The 21,785-nt window shown below is 74.7% G+C and carries 16 protein-coding genes; 9 read left to right on the forward strand and 7 right to left on the reverse strand.

The genetic code is table 11. The annotated features are described in order from the left end of the window. Positions 1-44: 44 nt before the first annotated feature. Complete coding sequence (locus tag EV378_RS34765) at positions 45-2,735, reverse strand: PEP/pyruvate-binding domain-containing protein (protein ID WP_132432252.1); 2,691 nt, start codon at positions 2,733-2,735, stop codon at positions 45-47. A gap of 126 nt (positions 2,736-2,861) precedes the next feature. On the opposite strand from EV378_RS34765, the gene EV378_RS34770 reads away from it, so the two are divergent. After that, positions 2,862-4,607 carry an acyclic terpene utilization AtuA family protein gene (locus EV378_RS34770; protein ID WP_132432254.1) on the forward strand — a complete coding sequence of 582 codons (1,746 nt, stop codon included), beginning with the start codon at positions 2,862-2,864 and terminating at the stop codon, positions 4,605-4,607. A 21-nt stretch (positions 4,608-4,628) separates the two neighbouring features. On the opposite strand, the gene EV378_RS34775 is transcribed toward EV378_RS34770, so the two are convergent. Both EV378_RS34775 and EV378_RS34780 read right to left on the reverse strand, forming a co-directional pair. Next, positions 4,629-6,482, reverse strand: coding sequence for a sugar phosphate isomerase/epimerase and 4-hydroxyphenylpyruvate domain-containing protein (locus EV378_RS34775; RefSeq protein WP_243653913.1), 1,854 nt, complete (start codon positions 6,480-6,482; stop codon positions 4,629-4,631). Next, a complete protein-coding gene (locus EV378_RS34780; RefSeq protein ID WP_243653914.1) occupies positions 6,472-7,455 on the reverse strand; it encodes a shikimate dehydrogenase in 984 nt (327 codons plus the stop codon). Before EV378_RS34780 ends, EV378_RS34775 begins: the two co-directional genes overlap by 11 nt. Before the next feature lie 128 nt (positions 7,456-7,583). On the opposite strand from EV378_RS34780, the gene EV378_RS34785 reads away from it, so the two are divergent. From EV378_RS34785 to EV378_RS34795, 3 genes are all read left to right on the forward strand, one after another. Continuing rightward, complete coding sequence (locus EV378_RS34785; RefSeq protein WP_132432258.1) at positions 7,584-8,240, forward strand: TetR/AcrR family transcriptional regulator; 657 nt, start codon at positions 7,584-7,586, stop codon at positions 8,238-8,240. Positions 8,241-8,357: 117 nt separating this feature from the next. Next, positions 8,358-9,713, forward strand: coding sequence for an MFS transporter (locus EV378_RS34790; RefSeq protein ID WP_132432260.1), 1,356 nt, complete (start codon positions 8,358-8,360; stop codon positions 9,711-9,713). 113 nt (positions 9,714-9,826) lie between these two features. After that, positions 9,827-11,446: a serine/threonine-protein kinase gene (locus EV378_RS34795; RefSeq protein WP_132432262.1), complete on the forward strand. Its 1,620-nt coding sequence runs from the start codon at positions 9,827-9,829 to the stop codon at positions 11,444-11,446. A gap of 21 nt (positions 11,447-11,467) precedes the next feature. Here the strand turns inward: EV378_RS34795 and EV378_RS34800 are convergent, their stop codons facing one another. Further along, positions 11,468-12,001: a DsbA family protein gene (locus EV378_RS34800; protein WP_132432264.1), complete on the reverse strand. Its 534-nt coding sequence runs from the start codon at positions 11,999-12,001 to the stop codon at positions 11,468-11,470. Between the two features lie 54 nt (positions 12,002-12,055). On the opposite strand from EV378_RS34800, the gene nhaA reads away from it, so the two are divergent. Next, a complete protein-coding gene (nhaA, locus tag EV378_RS34805; RefSeq protein ID WP_132432266.1) occupies positions 12,056-13,396 on the forward strand; it encodes a Na+/H+ antiporter NhaA in 1,341 nt (446 codons plus the stop codon). A 144-nt stretch (positions 13,397-13,540) separates the two neighbouring features. Here nhaA and EV378_RS34810 read toward each other — a convergent pair whose 3' ends face one another. The 3 genes from EV378_RS34810 to EV378_RS34820 all read right to left on the reverse strand — a co-directional run bounded on the left by EV378_RS34810 (position 13,541) and on the right by EV378_RS34820 (position 17,255). After that, complete coding sequence (locus EV378_RS34810; protein WP_243653915.1) at positions 13,541-13,957, reverse strand: PNPOx family protein; 417 nt, start codon at positions 13,955-13,957, stop codon at positions 13,541-13,543. A gap of 157 nt (positions 13,958-14,114) precedes the next feature. Next, on the reverse strand, positions 14,115-14,573 hold the full coding sequence (locus EV378_RS34815; protein ID WP_165922623.1) for a nuclear transport factor 2 family protein: 459 nt from the start codon (positions 14,571-14,573) through the stop codon (positions 14,115-14,117). A 57-nt stretch (positions 14,574-14,630) separates the two neighbouring features. Beyond that, on the reverse strand, positions 14,631-17,255 hold the full coding sequence (locus tag EV378_RS34820) for a helix-turn-helix transcriptional regulator (protein ID WP_132432272.1): 2,625 nt from the start codon (positions 17,253-17,255) through the stop codon (positions 14,631-14,633). A gap of 143 nt (positions 17,256-17,398) precedes the next feature. Between EV378_RS34820 and EV378_RS34825 the strand changes: the two genes are divergently transcribed. The 4 genes from EV378_RS34825 to EV378_RS34840 all read left to right on the forward strand — a co-directional run bounded on the left by EV378_RS34825 (position 17,399) and on the right by EV378_RS34840 (position 21,783). Then, positions 17,399-18,082: a DUF4232 domain-containing protein gene (locus tag EV378_RS34825; RefSeq protein WP_132432274.1), complete on the forward strand. Its 684-nt coding sequence runs from the start codon at positions 17,399-17,401 to the stop codon at positions 18,080-18,082. A gap of 86 nt (positions 18,083-18,168) precedes the next feature. Then, on the forward strand, positions 18,169-19,863 hold the full coding sequence (locus tag EV378_RS34830) for an ABC-ATPase domain-containing protein (protein WP_132432276.1): 1,695 nt from the start codon (positions 18,169-18,171) through the stop codon (positions 19,861-19,863). Positions 19,864-19,903: 40 nt separating this feature from the next. Continuing rightward, the gene (locus tag EV378_RS34835) at positions 19,904-20,737 is read left to right on the forward strand and encodes an SDR family oxidoreductase (protein ID WP_132432278.1); all 834 of its coding nucleotides are present in this window, start codon (positions 19,904-19,906) and stop codon (positions 20,735-20,737) included. Positions 20,738-20,871: 134 nt separating this feature from the next. After that, a complete protein-coding gene (locus EV378_RS34840) occupies positions 20,872-21,783 on the forward strand; it encodes an SAM-dependent methyltransferase (RefSeq protein WP_132432280.1) in 912 nt (303 codons plus the stop codon). Positions 21,784-21,785: the final 2 nt, after the last annotated feature.

The following is a 21,785-nucleotide window of genomic DNA, read 5'->3' on the forward strand; positions in this document are numbered from 1 at the left end:
CGGACGCCTTCCTCACGCCGTGCCGAGCCGGGCGGGCGGGCCGCTCACCCACTGGCGCGCCGACGCCGTCGTCGCACGGCGAGCACGGCCGCGGCGCCCAACCCGCCGGCGACCGCCAGGACGGCTCCGGTCCGGCGGCTCGGCGCGTCGGGCTCCTCGGGAGTCGCCCCGTCCTCCAGCAGGGTCACCGCGCCGCGGTCGCCGTCCACGAGCACCTGCTGACCGGTGCGGATCCGCCCGGTGGCCGACCCGGTGCCGAGCACGGCCGGGATGCCGTACTCGCGGGCGACGATCGAGCTGTGGCTCAGCGGCCCGCCGACGTCGGTGACGACGGCCGCGGCACGGGTGAACAACGGCGTCCAGGCCGGCGTCGTGATCCGGGCGACGAGCACCTCGCCGGGCCGCAGGTCGGCGAACCCGCCGGGGCCGTCGACGACGCGGGCCGGAGCGGTGACCCGGCCGCCGCTGGCCGCCACCCCGGTGATCGTGGCGCCGGTCTGCGCCTGGTCGGAGGCCGGCATGACGCGGGCCAGCAGGGCCTTCATCGCCGGGTGCTCGGGCAGCAGCTGCGGCGCGGTGACGGTCCGGCGTCCCCGCCACAGCATCCGGCGCTCGGCGATCCGGGCGCGCAGGTCGGGATCGGCGCCGCCGTCGAGCGCGCTGCGCAGCTCGGTGCCGCGCAGCCAGAACACGTCCGCTGGCTCGTCCACGGTCCCGGCGTCGACCAGCCCGGCACCGATCCCGAGCAGCATGCGGCGCATCAGCGGCCAGGCCAGGCCCATGTCCGCGAGCGCGTCCTCGCGGACCGGGCCGGTGTCCTGCGCCCAGCTCAGCAGCGCAGTGAAGATCCTGCGGCGCAGCGGGTCCAGCCGGGCGTCGATGTCGCGGGTCCAGCGGTCCCGCTCGCCGGCCGCCGCTCGTTGCCGGGTGTACGGGTCGGTCCCGCTACCGAGGAGGTGGAAGCGGACGGAGTCCAGCACCGGGGCCGGGTCGTCGGCCGGGACCGGGTCGGCGAAGTCCAGGTTGTAGACGGTGTGGCCGTAGCGGTCGAGGTGCTCGGCCAGGCGGGCGCACCAGCGGGTCCACGCGTCCGGGTCGGCGCCGTCCGGCGGGCTCGACGGCGGCAGGTGTCCGGCGAGCGTCACGCCGTCGGATCCGGTCAGGACGTCCGTGACGCCGTCGGTGCGGGCCGCCGTCGCGAGGTCGAACAGCGACTTCTCGGCGAGCACCGGACGGGAGTCGAACCCGAGCAGCAGCTGGTAACCGGCCGGTTCGCCGTCGCGGCGGACGAGACGGTCGTGGAACGCGCGGAACGCCAGCTCGCTCGTCGCGGCCAGCGGGATGATCGACTGGACGGAGGTGTAGTAGACGCACCCGGCGTCCAGGAGGGCGACGACGCCGTCGTAGCGCTGCGACGGTGTGAGACCGGCCGCGTCGCGCGCGGTCCAGTCCGCGACGGTCCGCTCGTACTCCGGGTGCGCCCGGTCCCGCCACCCGTCGAGCCCGAACGGCGGCGCGCCCTCCACCGGCCGACCGGCCATGGCCCGCAGCGCCGTCGGCGTCGCGCCGAGCATCCGGACCAGCGACGACGTCCGGTAGAAGTAGTAGGCGTAGCCGTTCACCGTCGGCAGCGACACGTCGCCGTCGCGCACCGCGCCGTGGCCCATCACGCCGTTCATCAGCCTGGTGATCGAACGGGTGACGGCGCCGTCGACGAGGTCGGCGAACAGCGGCGTCAGCGGGTCCGGCATCTGCTCGACGATGCTGGCGCGGAAGTACCAGCCGCCGTCGTACGGGATCGGCCAGTCCGCCGGCGGGTCGGCCATCGGCTCCGGCAACGCCGTCACCGGCCGGGACTGGACGACCACGAAGCCGAGCGGGGTGCGCACCCACTCGACGTCCTGCGGGCTGCCGTAGTGCGCCGCGATCCGGGTGCCGAGCGCGGCCAGCTCGCGGACGGCGTCGTCGTCGAGCACCGGCGCGCGCCTGCGCTCCGGCGGGACCGGCCGTTCCTCGGTGCCGGTCGGGGTCGGGACCGTCATCACCGTCTTGTCCGCGACGGTGCGGGACAGCACGGCGCCGGTGGCCGCGTCGACGACGTGGTCGTCCGTGCTGACCGTGCCGCCGACGACGGACTCGCCGAGCCCCCACGCCGCCCCGATCACGAGCTGGTCGCGCCGCCCGTTCGACGGGTTCGCCGTGAACATCACACCGGACGCCTCGGCGTCGGCCATCCGCTGCACGACGACGGCGAGCCGCACGCCCTCCGGCGCGATCCGGCGGCTCGCGCGGTAGGCGAGCGCGCGGTCGGTGAACAGCGACGCCCAGCACCGCCGGACGGCGTCCAGCACGGCGTCCGGGCCCTCGACGTTCAGGTACGTGTCCTGCTGACCGGCCGCGCTGGTGTCGGCGACGTCCTCGACGGTGGCCGACGAGCGCACCGCGAGCGGCCCGGAACCGAGCTCGGTCAGCGCGGCCGTGACGGCGGCGGCGACCGGTTCCGGCGCCGTGCCCGCCTCGAACGCCGCCCGGATCTCCGCCGGTCCACCCGCGTCGATGCGCGCCTGCAGCCCGTTCGCGGCGACGAACGCGTCGTAGGCGGGCGTCACGACGACGAACCCCGGCGGCACCGGCAGGCCGGCCCGGGTCAGCTCGCCGAGGTTCGCGCCCTTGCCCCCGGCCGTCTCCACGTCGGTCGCGCCGAGCTCGTCGAAACGCCTGGTGTACGTCGTCACCGCGCCGGTATACACCCGAGCACCGTGCGTGAGGACCGCGGGAGCCGTCAACGGACCGATGATCGGTGATCCGGCGCCCGTGGGCGTGGTAACCGCCGTGGAGGTCGAGCGGTTAACGTCGCGGGCATGGCCCAGCGACCCGTCCGCATCGGCAACGTCTCCGGCTACCTCGGCGACCGTTTCACCGCCGTCGACGAGGCCATGGCGGGCGATCCGGTGGACGTCCTGATGGGCGACTACCTCGCCGAGATCACCCTGGCCGCACTCGCCGCAGCGGCCGGACGCGGGAAGCCCGGATACGTCGAGTACGCGCTCGACCAGCTCACGCCGCACCTGCCGGAGATCGCCCGGCGCGGGATCCGGGTGGTCACGAACGCCGGCGGGTTCGACCCGCCCGGCATGGCCGACGAGCTCCGCGACCGGATCGCCGACGCGGGGCTGTCGCTGAGGGTCGCCACCGTCGCGGGCGACGGCGTGCACGGGCGGCTCGACGAGTTCCACACCGACGGTCACGGCATGGAGCACCTGGACACCGGCGCACCACTGAAGGACTGGGGCGCCCGGCCGATCGCCGCGAACGCCTACCTCGGCGGGTTCGGCATCGCGGCCGCGCTGGCCGCCGGCGCCGACATCGTGATCACCGGACGGGTCACCGACGCATCGCTCACCGCGGGCCCGGCGGCCTGGTGGCACGGCTGGGATCCGGACGAGTTCGACGCGCTCGCGGGCGCCGTCACGGCCGGGCACGTCATCGAGTGCGGCGCGCACGCCACCGGCGGCAACTTCTCCGGGTTCCGGACGATCCCCGGCATCACCCGGCCCGGGTTCCCGATCGGCGAGATCGCGGCCGACGGCTCGTCGGTGATCACCAAGCACGCCCGCGACGGCGGCGCCGTCACGGTGGACACCGTCACCGCGCAGCTGCTCTACGAGATCCAGGGCCCGCGCTACCTGAACCCGGACGTCACGGTGCACCTGGACACCGCGGCGCTCACCCAGGAGGGCCCGGACCGGGTGGCGATCGGGCCGGTGACCGGCTCGCCGCCACCGCCGACGGCGAAGGTCGCCGTGTTCGCCCCGATCGGCTACGAGATCTCGACGATGCTGTTCTGCACCGCTCCGGACGTCGACGGGAAGGTGGCGCTGCTGCGCGACCAGCTGCGCGCCGCGCTGGAGGGGCACGTCGACCAGCTCGACGTCACCCCGCTCGGCGTCGCCGCCGTCGACCCGGCCACCCAGTGGGAGGCCACCGTTCCGATCCGGGTGATCGCCACGGCCCGGGAGAAGGAGCCGCTGCGGCGGTTCGCTCCGGCTGTCGGGTCGCTCTACCTGCAGGGGTTCCCGGGCTTCCACCACGACGGGCACGCGCCCCGGGCGTCCGAACCGTGGCCGCGGATCGAGTACTGGCCGGCCCTGCTGGAGTCGGCGCTGCTCGACCACCACGCCGTGCTCGACGACGGCTCCCGCGTCGAGGTGCCCCGCGCGTCCCGGACGGCGACGCCGGAGGAGACGGCCCAACCGGCGCACCCGGAGCCCGACCTGCCCGCACCGACCGGATCACCGGTCGAGCTGGGAACGCTCACCTACGCCCGCGCGGGGGACAAGGGCGGCAACGCGAACGTCGGGGTCTGGGCGACCGATCCGGAGCACTGGGAGTGGTTGCGCGCCACGCTCACCACGAAGCGCGCCGCGGAGCTGCTGCCGGAGGCGGGTGGCGCGATCGTCCGCCACGAGTTCCCGCACCTGCGCGCCGTGCACCTGGTGCTCGTCGGGCTGCTCGGCAGCGGCGGGTCGGCGAACCTGCGGGTCGACCAGATCGGCAAGTCGGTGGGGGAGTACCTGCGCGCCAAGCACGTCCCCGGCCCGGGCTGACTGCGCCGTCGGACCGGGCCGTCAGGCCGTCGTCGCGTTCCTGCGGGACCGCCGGTGCGCGGCCATCCGGACCGGCGCGTCGGCCCAGCCGTGCCCGTCGTGGCGGCCGGTGCGCTGGACGAGCGCGAGGAACAGCCGCCCACCGAGCAGCTCCGTGCAGACCTGCAGCAGGTCGCCGTCGGCGTCGCGCTCGTGCAGCACGCCGAGCTCGCGGTAGGCGGCCATCCGGTCCGCCGGCAGGTCCAGTCGGGCGGCCAGGTCGTCGTGGTAGTTCGACGGCACGTCCAGGAGCCGCACCCCGGCGGCGCGGGCGGCGGACGCGGTGGCCAGCACGTCGTCGGTGGCGAGCGCGACGTACTGCGGGTCGGTGACGGCCGGACCCCAGCTGCCGCGCCGCAGCAGCGAGACGGTCAGCGCGATCCGGGTCCGGCGCGCGTCGTCGGCGAGCGCGCGGCTCCGGACGAGTCCGAACGGCGCCGCGAACTCGCCGTCGGCGACCGTGTCCAGACCGAGGACCGCCCGGTGGAACAGCACGGCCTCGTCGAACGCGTCGTAGGGCTGGGTCAGTCCGATGTGGTCGATCCCGGCGACACCGGTGCCCGCCGCGACCGGGTCACCGGTCGGCACGAAGTCCTGCGACCAGGCCGGGCCCGGTCCGTCCGGAGCGGAGCGGCAGAACAGCACCGACGTGCCGTCCGGCGCGGCGACCTCGGTGAGGTCGGCCTCGCCGGGCCCCGTCCGGCGGGGCAGCGGTGGGGCACAGAGCCGCTCGGACCGCCGGGCGGCGGCCCGCGGGTCGGCCGACTCGACGCCGATCGCGGCGATCGCGCTGCTGCCGTCCTCGCCGGCGGCGTTCACCAGCAGCCGCGCGTCGCCCTGCTCCCAGCGCTCCACCGGCTTCGTGCGGTGCACGCCGGTCCGGGTGAAGCCGAGCGCGTGCAGCACCCCGCCGAGCTCGCCGTGCGGTCCCGCGCCCGGGTCCCGCAGTTCGACGAACGCGGGTCCGGAGATCGCGGGCGGCGTCGCGACCGGGTCGGCGCCGCTGCCGCGCTGCGCGGTGGCCTCGGCGAGCGCGAGCAACGACCGTCGGGCGTCGACCGCGGTGCGCACCGGGTCGGACTGGCGGAACACGTCGTTGAAGACCTCCAGCGACAGCGGGCCGGAGTAGCCGGCGTCGAGGACCGGCCCGAGGAACCCGGGCAGGTCGAAGGCGCCCTGTCCCGGGAAGAGCCGGTGGTGGCGGCTCCAGCTGAGCACGTCCATGGACACCTCGCGCGCGTCCGCGAGCTGCAGGAAGAAGATCTTCTCGCCGGGGACGTCGGCGATCGGCGCCGGGTCCGACCCGCGCGCCAGTACGTGGAACGAGTCCAGGCACATCCCGAGCGCGGGGTGGTCGGCGACACGCACGGCCTCCCACGACGCGTCCCACGTGTGCACGTGACGTCCCCAGGCCAGCGCCTCGTAGGCGATCCGCATCCCGCGGGCGTGGGCACGCTCGGCCAGCGTGTGCAACTGACCGGCGAGACGGTCGCGGTCGGGGACGGTGTCCGGCGAGACCGACGAGCAGACCAGCACGGTGTCCGCGCCGAGGCCGGACATGACGTCGAACGTGGCGTCGGCGCGGCGCAGGTTGGCGGCGAACCGGTCCGGGTCGGTCGAGTCGATGTCGCGCAGCGGCTGGTAGAGCTCGACGGACAGTCCCAGGTCCCGGCACCGGTGGCCGATCTCGTCGGGCGACAGCGCCTCGGCGATCAGATCCGGGGCGAACACCTCGACGCCGTCGAAGCCGGCGACGGCCGCCGCGTGCAGCTTGTCCTCCAGCGTGCCGGACAGGCACACCGTGGCCAGGGACAGGTGCGGGCTCTCAGGCGACACGGCCTGCGCCGTTCCCCTCGTCGTCCGCACCGTCCCGCTCGGAGCCGTGCCCGGAGCCGTGCTCGGAGCCGTGCCCACAGCCCTGCTCGGCGCCGACCAGCTCGGCGAGGTGGCCGAGCATGCGTCCGGTGTCCGGGGTGCGGCCGGTGAACAGCCGGAACGCCTCGGCGGCCTGGTGCACCACCATCCGCCCGCCGTCGACGGTCCGGCAGCCGGCCGCACGCGCGTCCGCCAGCAGCGCCGTGTCCAACGGGCGGTAGACGATCTCCGCGACCCACGGCCGGTGGGCGAGCAGCGCGGCGTCACAGGGTGACCCGGGGTGCGCGGCCATCCCGACCGGGGTGGCGTGCACGAGCCCGCCGGCGTGCGGCAGGAGGTCCTCGAGCTCGTCGCGGCCGTGCCCGGTGGCGACCGAACCCGCGGACAGCTGCGGGGCCAGCGCGGCCGCCAGCGCCGTCGCGCGCCCGCCGTCGACGTCCACGACGTGCAGCCACCGCACGCCCTCGCGGGCGAGCGCGTAGCCGGCCGCCGCGCCGGCACCGCCGGCGCCGAGCAGCACCACCCGCTCCGGGCGCACACCTGGGAGCCCGTCCCGCAGCCCGTCGCGGAAACCGGTCCAGTCCGTGTTGTGGCCGGTCAACGACCCGTCCGCGCCGATCACGACGGTGTTCACCGCTCCGATGGCGGCGGCGTCAGGGGACAGCCCGTCGAGATGGGCGATGACCGCCTGCTTGGCGGGGTGCGTGACGTTCAGCCCGCGGTAGCCCGCGGCGCGAGCGTGGTCGAGGACCGTGCCGACGTCGGCCGTGTCGACGCCCATCGCGTCCAGGTCCCACCGGTCGTAGCGCAGCGGCAGGCCGAGCGCGTCCGCCTCCCGCTCGTGCAGCGCGGGCGACAGGGACGGGCCGATCCCGGCGCCGACGAGCCCGGTTCGCAGGCGGTCCGTCCCGGTGACGGTCTGGCTGGCACGCACGCTGCCTCCCGACGACTCTTTGTACTGTCTGGTTAGTTGTACCGGATGGTGAGCGCGCCGCGCCAGAGTGACGGGCATCCCGCGGGGTACCGTCCGGCGAGCGGGTGCGCGAGCGAGGAGGTCCACACGTGGCGGCAGCGCCGGAGCATGCCGGTCGCCGGCGCGACCCGGAGCGGACGCGCGCGGACATCCTGGACGAGGCGACCGGGGAGTTCGCCGAGCGCGGCTACGCCGGTGCCCGGGTGGACGAGATCGCCGCGCGCACGCGCACGACCAAGCGGATGCTGTACTACTACTTCGGCTCGAAGCAGGGCCTCTACCTGGCCGTTCTCGAGCGGGCCTACGTCGGCATCCGGGCGCTGGAGCAGGACCTCGAGGTCGACGACCTCGCCCCGGCCCGCGCCGTGCGCGCGGTCGCCGAGCTGACGTTCGACCACCACGAGGCGCATCCGGACTTCATCCGCCTGGTGGCGATCGAGAACATCCACCACGCCGAGCACCTGCGCACGTCCCCGGTGCTCGCCGGGCTGGCCGGTCCGGCGGTGGACGTCCTGGACGGCATCCTGACCCGCGGCCGCGCGTCGGGCCTGTTCCGCGACGACGTGGACGCCCTCGACGTGCACATGATGATCAGTGCGTTCTGCGTGTTCCGGGTGGCGAACCGGCACACGTTCAGCGCGATCTTCGGCCGCGACCTGCTGGAACACGGCCGCCGGGCGCAGTACCGGCGGATGGTCGGTGATCTGGTCGTGGAGTACCTGACCGCACACGTGGGCCAGGACTGAGCACGGGGGCTTGACAGCCCCCGACTCTCAACTCACTATCCGGTACGTAACTAGACGGTACATAAGCGCGGCGCGGCCGCGGAGTGCCTGCAACGACGCACACGTCCGGAGGTCCCGGTGAGTGACCCCTCGTCCCCGACCGCCCAGCCGAAGCGGGCCGCGCTGGCGGCCTGGATCGGCAGCGCGCTGGAGTACTACGACTTCTTCATCTACGGCACGGCGGCGGCGCTCGTGTTCGACAAGGTGTTCTTCCCCGATACGAGCCCGGCCGCCGGGACGTTGCTGGCCCTGGCCACGTTCGGTGTCGGCTACGTCGCCCGGCCGCTCGGCGCCGTCCTGTTCGGACACATCGGGGACCGCTTCGGGCGGAGGAAGGTGCTCGTCGCGACCCTGCTGATGATGGGGGTCGCGACGGTCGCGATCGGCTTCCTGCCGTCGTTCGCGACGGCGGGGGTGCTCGCCCCGGCGCTGCTGGTGACCTGCCGGCTGCTGCAGGGGCTGTCCGCGGGCGGCGAGCAGGCCGGCGCGAACTCGATGACGCTCGAACACTCACCGCAGCGCCGGCGGGCCTACTTCACCAGCTTCACGCTCTCCGGGACCCAGGCCGGCCAGATCATCGCGACCGCGGTGTTCCTGCCGATCGCGATGCTGCCGGAGGACGCGCTGCTGAGCTGGGGCTGGCGGGTGCCGTTCTGGGCGAGCGTCGTCGTGCTCGTCGCCGGGGTGCTGATCCGCCGGACGCTGCGCGAGACACCGGTGTTCGAGGCCGAGATCGCCGGCGCGACCCCGGACGGCGCGCCCGCCCCCACGAAGGCGGACCGGCTGCCGGTCGCCGCACTGCTGCGTGACCACTGGCCGAACCTGCTGCGCGTCACGCTCGCCGCGACCGTCGCCTCGGTCAGCACGTTGATGACGGTGTTCGCGCTGTCGTTCGCCGTGAACACCGTCGGGCTGGACCGCTCGACGATGTTGTGGGTCGTGGTCAGCGCCAACGTCGTCGCGCTCGCCGCCATCCCGCTGCTGGCCGCGCTCGCCGACCGGATCGGCCGCCGTCCGGTGTTCGTCGTCGGTGCGCTGGGCAGCGCTCTCGCGCTGGCCGCCTACCTGTGGGCGGTGTCCGCCGGCGGTTACGTGCTGATCTTCGTGACCGGGATCCTGCTGTCCGGGGTGGTCTACAGCGCCGCGAACGGCGTGTGGCCGGCGTTCTACGGCGAGATGTTCCCGGCGAGGGTCCGCCTCACCGGCACCGCGGTCGGCACCCAGATCGGGTTCGCCCTCGGCGGGTTCGCCCCGACCATCGCCGCGGGCCTCGCGGGGGACACGACGGGCGGCTGGGTACCGGTCGCCGTGTTCGGTGCGGTGATCTGCCTGGTCGCAGCCGGGGCCGCGTACAGCGCCCGCGAGACGGCGCATCTGAGTCTCGACGAGATCGAGGCCGTGCAGGACCGCGAACGGACGCCCGCGCGCGTCTGACTCCGCTGCCACCCCGCCGCAGCGTGGTGCGGAGGTGACGTCGGTGCGCGTGATCGGCGCCGGTGTCACGTCCGTACCGACCGGCTACGGTGATCGCGGCGGGGGAGGGAGCCGTGGACGAGGCGGGGTCGTTCGGGCCGTACCGGGTCGGGGAGCTGCTCGGCAGGGGCGGGATGGGAACGGTCCACCGCGCGTTCGACACCCGCCGCGAACGCACCGTCGCGCTGAAGCGGCTCAACGAGGTGCTCGCCGACGACCCGCGGTACCGGGAGCGGTTCCGTCGCGAATGCCGGCTGGCGGCCCGGCTGTCGTCGCCGCACGTCGTCCCGATCCACGACTTCGGCGAGATCGACGGCGTGCTGTTCCTCGACATGCGCCTCGTCGACGGCCGTGGGCTGGACACCCTGCTCGGCGACGGCCCGCTGCCTCCGGAACGGGCGGTGCGCACCGTCGAGCAGGTCGCCCACGCGCTGGACGCGGCGCACGCGGCCGGGCTCGTGCACCGGGACGTGAAGCCGTCGAACGTGCTGGTGGGGGAGCCGGACGGGTTCGTGCACCTGGCCGACTTCGGGATCGCCCGGTCGGTCGACCCCGGCACCGGGCCCGCGCTGACCGGTTCCGACGCCGCGCCCGGCACGCTCGCCTATCTGGCGCCCGAGGTGGTCGCCGGTGCGACCGCGGACCGTCGCGCGGACGTCTACGCGCTGGCCTGCGTGCTGTACGAGACGCTGACCGGTCGCCGCCCGTTCGACGGAGCCCCCGCGCAGCTGCTCCACCACCACCTGCACACCCCGCCCCCGGACCCGGCCGCCGCGCGGCCGGATCTTCCGTCGGGGCTGAGCGGGGTGGTGCGCGACGGGATGGCGAAGGACCCGGCCGCGCGGCCGTCGTCGGCGGGGGAGCTGGCCCGCCGCGCCTCGGAGGCCCTCCGACCGGACGCCGACGACGCGCGCAGGGCTGCTTCGGCGCCGCAGGACGGGCGGCCCGGACCCGACCACGCCGGACCCGACCACGCCGGACACGGCCAGAGAGACCGACGCGCCGCCGGTCCGCCCCGTCGACCGGACCACGCGACCGCCGAACGGCTGGACGGGACGGCGCCGTGCACGCTCCCGGTGCCGGCGGACGACTCCTCCGCCCTCCCGCAGGCGGACGGCACTCCACCCGCGGAGAGCGTTCCGCCGGCTGGGGAGCCGCCTCGCAGCCGCCGCATCGGGGTCGTCGTCACGGTGGTGGTCGCGGTCGCGATCCTGGTCGGAGCCGCCCTCGTGACGGCCGTGCTGACCGGGCAGGGCGCGACCCCGCCGGCCGCGGCGGCACCGGCCGACACGACCACCCTGCGCCTCGCGTTCCCCGAGATCGGGCGGCGCGGCTGCGTCCCGTCGCCGGCGCTCACGACGTCCGCCGGGCACACCGCGGACGCCGTGCTCGCCTGCGACCACCCCCGCACCCGCGCCAGGGCCGAGTTCGTCGAGTGGGCGTCCGCGGACGACGCGGCCCTCGCGGTCCGTGACGCCGGGGCCGGGCGGACGAGCTACGAGTCCGAGTGGAAGATCGCGCTCGTGCCACAGGGGCCGGTCTACTTCGGCGAGGACGGCGCAGGGGGCTGGGTGGCCGTGGGCGCCTACCGGGACGAACGGTTCGGGTTCCGGGTGCACGCGCAGAACCGGCAGGACCTGTCCGGCACGTTCCGCGACATGCAGCTCGTCACCGCCGACCAGCTCCCGTCGTAGGCCGGGCGGGGTCCGGTCGCACTACGCCGACCGCGCCTGCGACTCCAGCGCGTCGAGGAGCGCGTCGACGGTGACGTCGCCCTCGTAGCGCTCGCCGTTCACGAACAGCGTCGGCGTGCCGCGCACACCGGTGCGCACGGCCGCGTTGAAGCCGGCCTCGACGCGGTCCTCGACGATCTGGGTGGCCGGCCAGACGACCCGTTCCGGGCGAACGCCGACCGACGACGCGTGCGCGCGCAGGTCGTCCTGGGTCAGGTGCGGCGGTCCCGGGGTGAACATCGCGTCGTGCATCTCCCAGAAACGGCCCTCGATGCCGGCCATCTCGGCGGCGAGGGCGGCCGCGATGGCGTGCGGGTGCACCTCGTGCAGCGGGAACTGCCGGAACACGAACCGCAGGCGGTCGCCGAGCCTGGCGCGGACGTCGTCGATCACGATCGCGGCGTCCCGGCAGTACGGGCACTCGTAGTCGCCGTACTCGACGAGCGTGAGCTCGGCGTCCGGCGGGCCGAGGACGTGGTCGTACGGACCGACCGGCGGGTCCAGCCGGGTCGTCATGTGTGACGGACCTCCCCGGACGCCTGCACGCTGCTCACCGGCAGAATCCTACGCATGGCGGTCACGACCCTTGCCGATCGCGGCGATCTCTCGACCGCGGCTCGGCGCTTCCTGACGACCGAGTCGGGGTCGGCGGTGCTGCTCGTCGCGGCCGCCGTGATCGCACTGGTCTGGGCGAACCTCCCGGCGGGCTACGAGGCGTTCTGGCACACCACGTTGTCGATGCGGCTCGGCGGCGCGGAGCTGGACCTCGACCTGCGGCACTGGGTCAACGACGGCCTGATGGTCCTGTTCTTCCTGACCGTCGGCCTGGAGATCGCGCGGGAGACGACGCTGGGCGAGCTCCGGGGCTTCCGCGCACTCGCCGCGCCCGCCGCGGCCGCCGTCGGCGGGCTCGTCGTCCCGGCCCTGGTGTTCCTGGCGCTCAACGCGGGGGGCGAGGCGGCGAACGCGTGGGGCATCGCGATCTCCACCGACACGGCCGTGATGCTCGGCGTGCTCGCGCTGCTCGGCCCGCGCTGCCCCGACCAGCTGCGGGTGTTCCTGCTGGCGCTGGCCATCGTCGACGACATCGGTGCCGTCGTCGCGATCGCGCTGTTCTACACCGACGACATCGACGCCCCTGCGCTGCTCGTCGCCGTCGTGCTGCTGGTCGGTCTGCTGGCGCTGCGCTACGTGAGGTTCTGGCGCACGCCGTTCTATGCCGTGATCGGCGTGCTGACCTGGCTGGCCGTCCTGCGCTCCGGCGTGCACCCGAGCGTCGTCGGCGTCGCGCTCGGTCTGCTGGTGAACGCGTACGCGCCGCGCCGCCAGGAGATGACCGGCGCGCTGCTGGCCGGCAAGAGCTTCCTGCTCGACCCGACCCCGCAGCGTGCCCGCAGCGCCCAGGCCGCCGCGGCCGAGGCGGTGTCGCCGAACGAGCGGCTGCAGCTGCGCATCCAGCCGTGGTCGAGCTACGTGATCGTTCCGCTGTTCGTGCTGGCCAACGCCGGCGTCGTGCTGGACGGCCCGACGCTGTCCGCGGCGTTCACGTCGATGCTGACGTGGGGGATCGTGCTCGGGCTCGTCGTCGGCAAGCCGATCGGCGTCGCCGCCGCCACCTGGATCGCGCTGCGCACCGGCATCGGGAAGGTGCCGGACACGCTGCGCTGGGGCCAGCTGCTCGGCGGGTCGGCGCTGTCCGGGATCGGCTTCACGGTCGCGCTGTTCGTCACGGAGCTGGCGCTCGACGACGACCTGCTGATCGCCGAGGCGAAGATCGGCATCCTGACCGGGTCGATCCTGGCCGCGATCTCCGGCTGGCTCGTGTTCCGGATGGCAGGAGAACGCGGAGGGCAGTGCTCGCCGAGCGGGCTGCCGACGCTCCCGCCGCGCCCGTGGCGCCCGGTCGACTAGACACGTCTCCGGTCACTCGAGTGTGACGTTCGGGTGGCCCGCACCGCCCGAACGTCACACTCGGCAGGCGGCGTCAGGACGATCGTGACGATCGGGCGGCACGTTGCCCACCCAGGGCTCCGGACGCCGTGGGAACGGCAGGGTTCACGTGCCGTCCCCGGCCGCACCGTCGGGCTCGATCCGGAACACCGGGCAGCGGCCGACGAGCCCCTCGAACGCCTCCGGGGACACCTCGTCGACGACTCCGGCGTCCTTCATGACCTTCGCGCCGTGCGGGATCTCGACCGGCCAGACCCGCAGGATCTCGAGCGCGTCCGGCTCGTCGAGCTCGACGAGCCGGATCGCCTCGTCCGCACCGGACACGTTCAGCGTCCCGCGGTTGCCGTTGGCGCGGGCGTTGCGCGGCCACTCGGCCGTCGGGTAGCCGCAGAGCAGGTAGCGCCCGCCCTCGAACTCCAGCACGGACACCGGCGTCCGGCGCGGCTGCCCGCTGCGCCGCCCGGGCAGCGTGAGCACCGGAAGCTCCTTCATGCTCCCGACCCCGAGACGCTTGAGCGTCATCAGGACACGGTTCGTCGGCCTGAGCCAGCGGGGCGGAGTGCCGTCACGGCGAGCGGGCACGGGCGTCCTCCCGGGACGAACGACGACGACCCGCGGGGATCCGCGGCCGTCGGGCTCCGACGTGGGGGCGTGAGTGTGCCACGGCGCGCCGGGACCGTCACACGACCGCGGCGCCGTCCCAGGCCGGCGCGGACGCGGGCAGCGCGACGCCGGCCCAGAAGCGGCGGATCGTCTCCTGGTCCATGTCCGTCGTGTACAGCGACGTGTACCGCCCGTCGGGGTCCACACCGAGCACGTAGAGCGCCCGGTTGTCGAAGCGCTGCCCCTGGGCGACGCCGGTCTCCCGCACGATCGTCAGGACCCGGTCGTCCCAGCCGAGGACGTCGAGCACCTCCTGCCCGAACGGCTCGTCGTCGAAGAGGCCCGCGAAGTCGGCGAAGAACCCGAAGAACGCGTCGCGGCCGTGGTTCTCGTGCCACGGTCCGGCGCCGATGTCGTTGACGTTGTGGAAGTCCTCGCGGACCGCGTCGTAGAACGGGGCGACGTCGCCCGCGTTCAGAGCGGCGAACCGCTCACGGACCAGGACGGCGTTGGGGTGCTCACGAAGTGTCGTCATGGCGGCGACGTTAGGGAGACGCGGTCGCGTGAACATCTGCCGCACGGCAGAGGGAACCTACGACCCGGCCTGTGCGGCGCGTGCCGCCAGCTCGGTCCGGCTGGTCACCCCGAGCTTGGCGAACACGCTGCGCAGGTGGGTCCGGACGGTGCCGGGGGAGACGAGCAGGCTCGCCCCGATCTCGGCGTTCGACCGGCCGGTGGCCACCAGCGCGACGACGTCGCGCTCGGTCGGGGTCAGGCTGTCCCAGCCCGCCCTCGGCCGCCCGCGCCGGCCCCTGGCCCTCCGCGCGTAGCCGACCGCGCCCGCCTCCCCGAACCGCGCGCCCTCCGCCCGTGCGCCGGCCAGCTCCGGGGCGGCCGACCACTCCGGCGGCGGCGCGAGCGTGCGCGCCAGGGGGCTCGCGACGACGCCGAGAGCCGCCCGCAGGTGGGTCGCGGCGGCGTGCAGCCGGGCGGCGGCGGGATCGCGTCCGGCGTCCCGGTGCAGGGCTGCGACGAGGTCGAGCGCGTCCGGGACCAGAGGACGCAGGCCGACGTCGTGGATCGAGCCGAGCAGGTCGAACACCGAGAGCGGGACGGTGCCGCCCTCCGCCCGCGCCGCCGCGGCGACGACCATGTCCGCCACGGCGACGAAGCCCCGGTGCCCCAGCGACCGCGCCGCATCGGCGGCCTCCGCCGCGGCCCGCCGTGCACCGCACGGATCGCCGGAGCGCAGCCGGGCCACGCCCAGCAGGAGACCCACCTCGGCCGCCCCGACCGGCACCATGCCGGGGCACTGCGCCGCGGCCGCCGCGGCGTCGACGGCCTCGGCCGCCGGGCCGGCCGAGGCCACCAGCGCGGTGCCGATCGACACGAAGCCGTCGATGCCGAGCCCGGGATGCGCGTCGAAGAAGCGGAGACCGTCGTCGAGCACGCGGCCGGCCTGCTCGACGTCCCCGACGGCGACCAGGGCACGCAGCAGCGGGATCCACGATCCGGCCGCGCTGACCGGCTCGCCCACGGTCGTCGCGGCCTCCAGTCCGCGGTAGCCCTCCCGCAGCGCCTCCGGGTAACGGCCCGCCGCCTCCGCGACGTCGGCCCGGATCGCCGCGTCCCACGCCGCGAGCTGGCCGTGCCCCATCCGTTCCAGCACCGGCAGCACGCCGTCCGCGCAGCGCAGCGCGGCCGCGCCGGAGGACCGGTGGACGTGGGTGTACGCCCGGATCTGCGCGGCCTCGACCTGTCCCCAGTCGTCACCCGCCGCCGCGGCGGCGGCTTCGGCGTCGGCGAGCACCGGTTCGGCCCCGGCCGGGTCGACGAACGCCTGCACCATGCCCAGCACGATCAACGCGCGGGCCCTGACCCGGTCCCCGCCGGTCCGCACGGCCTGCTCGGAGAACGCCAGGCCGGTGTCGACGTCGCCCGCGTAGAGGGCCAGGAACCCGTGCGCCCATGCGAGACCGGGCGGCACCGGGTCCAGCGTCGCGACCAGGCGGGTCGTCCGGGACAGACCCTCCGCGCACCGCCCGCGCAGCGACCAGCCGAACGCCATGTCGGTGGCGATCGCGGCCGCGACGTCACGGCCGACGCCGGTCTCCAGCGACCGGTCGAGCACGCTGCACAGCGCCGCGTCCGCGCGGTCCACGCGTCGCAGCGCGTCCGGATCGGCGCGTTCCAGTCCGGCGCGGACGTCGCCGGCCAGGCGAGCGGCCCATGCCAGGAGGCCGTCGAGGGCGTGCCGCCTGCCGGCGTCGTCGAGACCGTCCAGCCCGTAGGCCCGCACGGTGTCCAGCAGGAGGTATCGCCCGTCGGCGGCGTCGAAGCGCACCAGGCAGTGGTCGACGAGTGCCTCGAGCGCCTCGCGGTCGCCGGTCGCGGCCAGCGCGGCGTCGAGCTCGAACCGCCCGTCGAGCAGCGCCAGCGCGCACAGCGCCGATCGCGCGGGCGCCCCGACGAGCTCGGCGCTCCAGTCCAGCGAGGACAGCAGCGACGAGTGCCGCCCGGCGGTCGTGCCGTTGCGTGCCCGCAGGAAGCGGAGCCGGTCGGCCATCCCGTCGCGGATCCCGTCCAGCGGCAGCGACCGGGCGTGCGCCGCGGCGAGCTCGATCGCCAGCGGCAGCCCGTCGGCCATCTCGGAGATCGCCACCGCCGTGGCGCGCGTCGGCCCGTCGTCGGGCAGCGACGGCTGCACCCGGCGGGCGCGCTCCAGGAACAGGTCGGCGCCGTCACCCGCGGGATCCAGACCGGACAGCGTCAGCACGACCTCGCCCGGCACGCCGAGCGGTACCCGGCTGGTGGCGACGACCCGGAGCTCCGCGCACCGTCCGAGCAGCTCCGCGACGAGTGCCGCGACGGCGCCCCGCAGGTGCTCGCAGTTGTCCAGGACCACCGTCCGCGGAGCGCGGGCGAGCCGGTCGCAGAGCACGTCGACCGCGGCCCGGCCCGGCTCCTCGCGGAACCCGCATGCGGCGAGCACGGCGGCGGCCGGGTCGGCGTGCGGACCCGTCCCGGCGAGCTCGACGACGCCGCCGGCGCCCCCCGTGGAGACCGCCTCGAACACCAGCCGGGTCTTGCCGCACCCACCCGGCCCGGTGACCGTCACGAGCCGCTCCCGGCCCGTCGCACGGCACAGCCTGACCAGGTCGTCGGTCCGCCCGACCATCCCGGCCACCGCCGCCGGTGCGCTCGTGCGCACGTCCATGTCCGCTCCCCGGCCCGCTCCACGTCGGACACTCACTCGCGCCGGACCCGCTGCCGTTACGTCGGGGAATCGTTGTCATACGCAACCCACAGCCGCCTCGGACGTCTTATCCGTTGCAGGACATCGACGATCGGGGGAGAGCGATGACATGCACTGGCAGGACGCTGGCCGGGATCGCGGCCGCCGCGCTGGCCGTCGTGGCGCTGGCCGGATGCGGGAGCGACGGCCCGGAGTGGCCGAACGGGGGCGGCGCGTCCTCGACGGCGGCCGCGCCACCGGAGACGACGGCACCACCGACGGAGACGTCGGCGCCATCCAGTCCCGTGGCCGGTGCGGAGCCGACCCGGGACGGGACGGGTTCCGGCGGCGGACAGGGTAGTGGTGGCCAGGGCGGCGGTGCGGCGGCGACCCGCTGCACCACACCCGAGCTGAAGGCCTCCCTGGGGAAGGCCGAGGGCGCGGCCGGGTCGGTGCACCAGGAGCTGGTGCTCACGAACACGAGCGGCCGGACGTGCACGCTGCGCGGGTTCCCTGGCGTCTCCTACACGCAGGGATCCGGACTGTTCCAGCTCGGGCCGTCGGCGGCGATGGTCGGACCGCGCGGTGGCGACGTCCGGCTGGCGCCGGGTGGGTCGGCGGGCGCGGACCTGAAGCTGACGAACGTGCAGAACTACGACGCGGCCGCATGCCGACCCGCACCGTCCAACGGGCTGCGGGTCTACCCGCCGGGCGACACCGCGTCGCTGATCGTCGTCCGCAAGGGCACCGGCTGCGCGGGAACGCCGCCCGGCGACCAGCTGGAGATCGCGACGTTGCGGGCGCGGTAGCGGGGAACCGGGAGGATTGGGACGCGTCGGAGCGGGAACGCCCCGACGCGCACCCGCGCCCACCGGACGAGAGGAGCCCACGACCGATGACCCGCACCCTGGGCGACACGGACGCGTTCGCGTCGTCGCTGCACCGGCTCGACGGCGCGAGCTACGGCCGCTACAAGAGCCTGGCCGGCACATGGGAGATGGACGGGTTCTCCCTCGAGGTCCGCAGGGTGCAGTCGGACCCGTTCGCGCCGCCGTCGCGGCTGCGGGTCGTCGTGCCCCCGGAGTCCGCCGAGCTCCCGGAGGACCTGCGCGACAACGACGTGCGCCGCCGCGCGCTCGGCGGCTTCCTGGCCCGCGCGCTGCGCGACGCGCTGTCCGGCACCCCGGTCACGGTGGACGCCGGACGGCAGGAGGTGCTGGAGCGCAGCGCGATCCGGGTGGATCCGGACGGGACCGTGACGGTGCAGCTGGGCGCGCCGTTCCCGGGCAACGGGCGGCGGATCGCCGGGCACAAGGCGGCCCGGACGCTCACCGGCGACCTGCCGGACGCCGTCCGCACGGCGTTGCGCTGGTCCGACGTGGATCGCGACGCGGGTCGACGGTTCGTGCACACCGTGGAAGACGCGAGGGCGCTGCGCGGGCAGCTCGCCGACCGTGGGCTCGTCGGGTTCGTCGCGGACGGTGCCGTGCTGCCGCGCCGCAGCGGTGTCGACGACCGCCCGCTGGGCGACGCCGTCCCGTTCGCATCCCCGGCGTCGCTGCGGGTCACGCTGGACACGCCGCACAGCGGCCCGGTCGACGGCATGGGCGTCCCGGAGGGCGTCACGCTGATCGTCGGCGGCGGCTACCACGGCAAGTCGACGCTCCTGCGCGCGCTGGAGACCGGCGTGTACGACCACGTGCCCGCCGACGGCCGCGAGCGGACCGTGACCCGGCCGGACGCCGTGAAGATCCGCGCCGAGGACGAGCGCGGCGTCACCCGCGTCGACGTCAGCGCGTTCGTCTCGCACCTGCCGAACGGCAAGCCGACCGACGACTTCTCGACGACGGCGGCGTCCGGCTCCACCTCGCAGGCCGCCTCCACCGTCGAGGCGCTGGAGGCGGGCGCCGACGTGCTGCTGATCGACGAGGACACGTCGGCGACGAACGTGATGATCCGCGACGCGCGGATGCAGCGGCTGATCTCCCCGGAGCGCGAGCCGCTGGTGCCGTTCGTGGACCGCGTCCGGCCGCTGTACGAGGAGCTCGGCGTGTCCACCGTGCTCGTGATGGGCGGGTCCGGGGACTACCTCGACAAGGCCGACACGGTGATCCTGATGGACGCCTACCGCGCCGACGAGATCACCGCGCGGGCGCACGAGGTGGCCGCCGCGGCGGCGGGGGAGCGGGCCGCCGAGCACACCGGGTTCCCGCCGGTGACGCACCGGGTGGTCGACCCGTCGTCGGTCGACCCCGAGGTGCGCGGGCGGCGCAAGGTCACCGCCCGAGGGACGGCCCGGCTGACGTTCGGCGCCGACGACGTCGACCTGTCCGCGGTCGCCCAGCTCGCCGACTCCTCGCAGGTCACCGGCGTCGGGATGGCGCTGGCGCACGCCGTGCGGACGAACCTGCTGGACGGCGAGCGGAGCGTCGCCGAGGTGCTCGACGGGCTGGACCGCGACGTCGTCGAGGACGGGTTGGAGAGCCTCGCGCACGGCGCGCTGTCGGACTTCGCGCTGCCGCGCCGCCACGAGATCGCCGCAGCGCTGAACCGGTTGCGGTCCGCGCGTGTGACCCATCTCCGGCACTGAGCCGGACTGGACAGTCAGCGCTGACTGTTACGGTGCCCCCATGAGCGACGACGCCCGCCCGACCCTGCAGGGCCGCACGATCGTGATGTCCGGCGGGAGCCGTGGCATCGGTCTGGCCATCCTGCTCGCGGCCGCCCGCCAGGGCGCGAACGCGGTCATCCTGGCCAAGACCGACCAGCCCGACGAGCGCCTGCCCGGCACCGTGCACACCGCCGTCGCGGAGATCGAGCAGGCGGGCGGCAGGGCCGTCGCGGTCGTCGGTGACGTGCGCGAGGAGGCCGACGTCGAACGCGCCGTCGCCACCGCCGTCGAGTCGTTCGGCGGCGTCGACATCGTGATCAACAACGCGAGCGCGCTGAACCTCACGGGCACCGCCGAGGTCACGCCCAAGCGCTACGACCTGATGCAGTCGATCAACTCGCGCGGCACCTACCTGCTCACCAGGGCCTGCCTGCCGCACCTGCAGAAGTCCTCCGACGCGCAGATCCTGACGCTGTCCCCGCCGATCAACCTCGACCCGGCGTGGCTCGGCAGGTTCCCGCCCTACATGCTCTCCAAGTACGGCATGACACTGCTGACCCTCGGGTTCGCGGCCGAGTTCGCCGGTTCGGTGCGGGCGAACTGCCTCTGGCCGCAGACGACGATCGCGACGGCCGCCGTCGTGAACCTGCTCGGCGGCGAGGAGGCGGCGTCGAAGGCGCGGAGCCCGGAGATCATGGCCGACGCCGCCGTCGCGCTGCTCACCGATCCGGCCCTCCCGACCGGCCGCGTCCTCATCGACGAGGACGCGCTGGCCGAGTCCGGAGTCACCGACCTGTCCGGCTACGGCGGCGGGGACGATCCGGAGCTGGACTTCTTCGTGGAGAAGCGCTGAGACGACGCTGACACTTCGTGTGACAACGATCACGCTGGGTTGAATCCCGGCATCTCGGACGTCGGCCCGGCGTCCGAGTCGACGTTCACCGACGATCGATATGGATCAAGGACGTCGAGCGCCGGGGAGCACCGATGAGTGATCAGCACGAGCAGTGGGACATCGTCAGCAGCATCGGCTTCACGGCGCTGCTGGTGGCGGCCGGGCGGGCCGTCGAGGGACACCAGGACCGTCCGCTGGTGGACGACCCGTGGGCGGCCCGTTTCGTCGCCGCCGCCGAGCCGCCGTCGACCGTCCCGGTGCGTCCGGACCAGACCTGGGAGCTGTCCGACCCGGCCCCGGGCGTGCAGGACGAGGTCGACGCCTTCTGGACGATGATGACCAGCTACCAGGGCGTGCGGTCGCGGTTCTTCGACACGGTCCTCGACCGGGCCGTCGCCGACGGGGTGCACCAGGTCGTGCTGCTCGCCGCGGGCCTGGACGCCCGAGCGCTGCGGCTCGTGTGGGGCCCGTCGGTCACCGTGTTCGAGATCGACCAGTCCGGTGTCATGGAGTTCAAGGACGAGGTCGTCGACGCCCACGACGGGCGCCCGACCTGCGACCGTCGCGTCGTCGGCGTGGACCTGCGCGACGACTGGGCCGCGGCCCTGCGCGCGTCCGGCCACGACCCGTCGAAGCCGACGGCCTGGCTCGCCGAAGGGCTCCTGCCGTTCCTTCCGGCCGACGCGCAGGAGCAGCTCCTGCGCACGATCGACCAGCTCAGCGCACCCGGCAGCGTGATCGCCGCCGAGCACTTCGCGGACGCGATCGGGATGCTCGGCCACCACCGCGGCATGGCGGCGCTGACCGCGCCGTTCGGCGTGGACCCGGCCGTGCTGGCCTCTCCCGAGGAGCGCACCCCCGCCGCGCGCAGGCTGGACGAGCTGGGCTGGGACGTCGCGACCCGGCACAGCCCGGACGTCGCCCGCGGCTACGGGCGCGAGCTCGGCCCGATGCCGGACGGCACGGAGTTCTCCAGCGACCTCGTGACGGCCACGAAGGGCTGACC

The organism is Pseudonocardia endophytica (assembly GCF_004339565.1).
GTDB classification, from domain to species: Bacteria; Actinomycetota; Actinomycetes; order Mycobacteriales; family Pseudonocardiaceae; genus Pseudonocardia; species Pseudonocardia endophytica.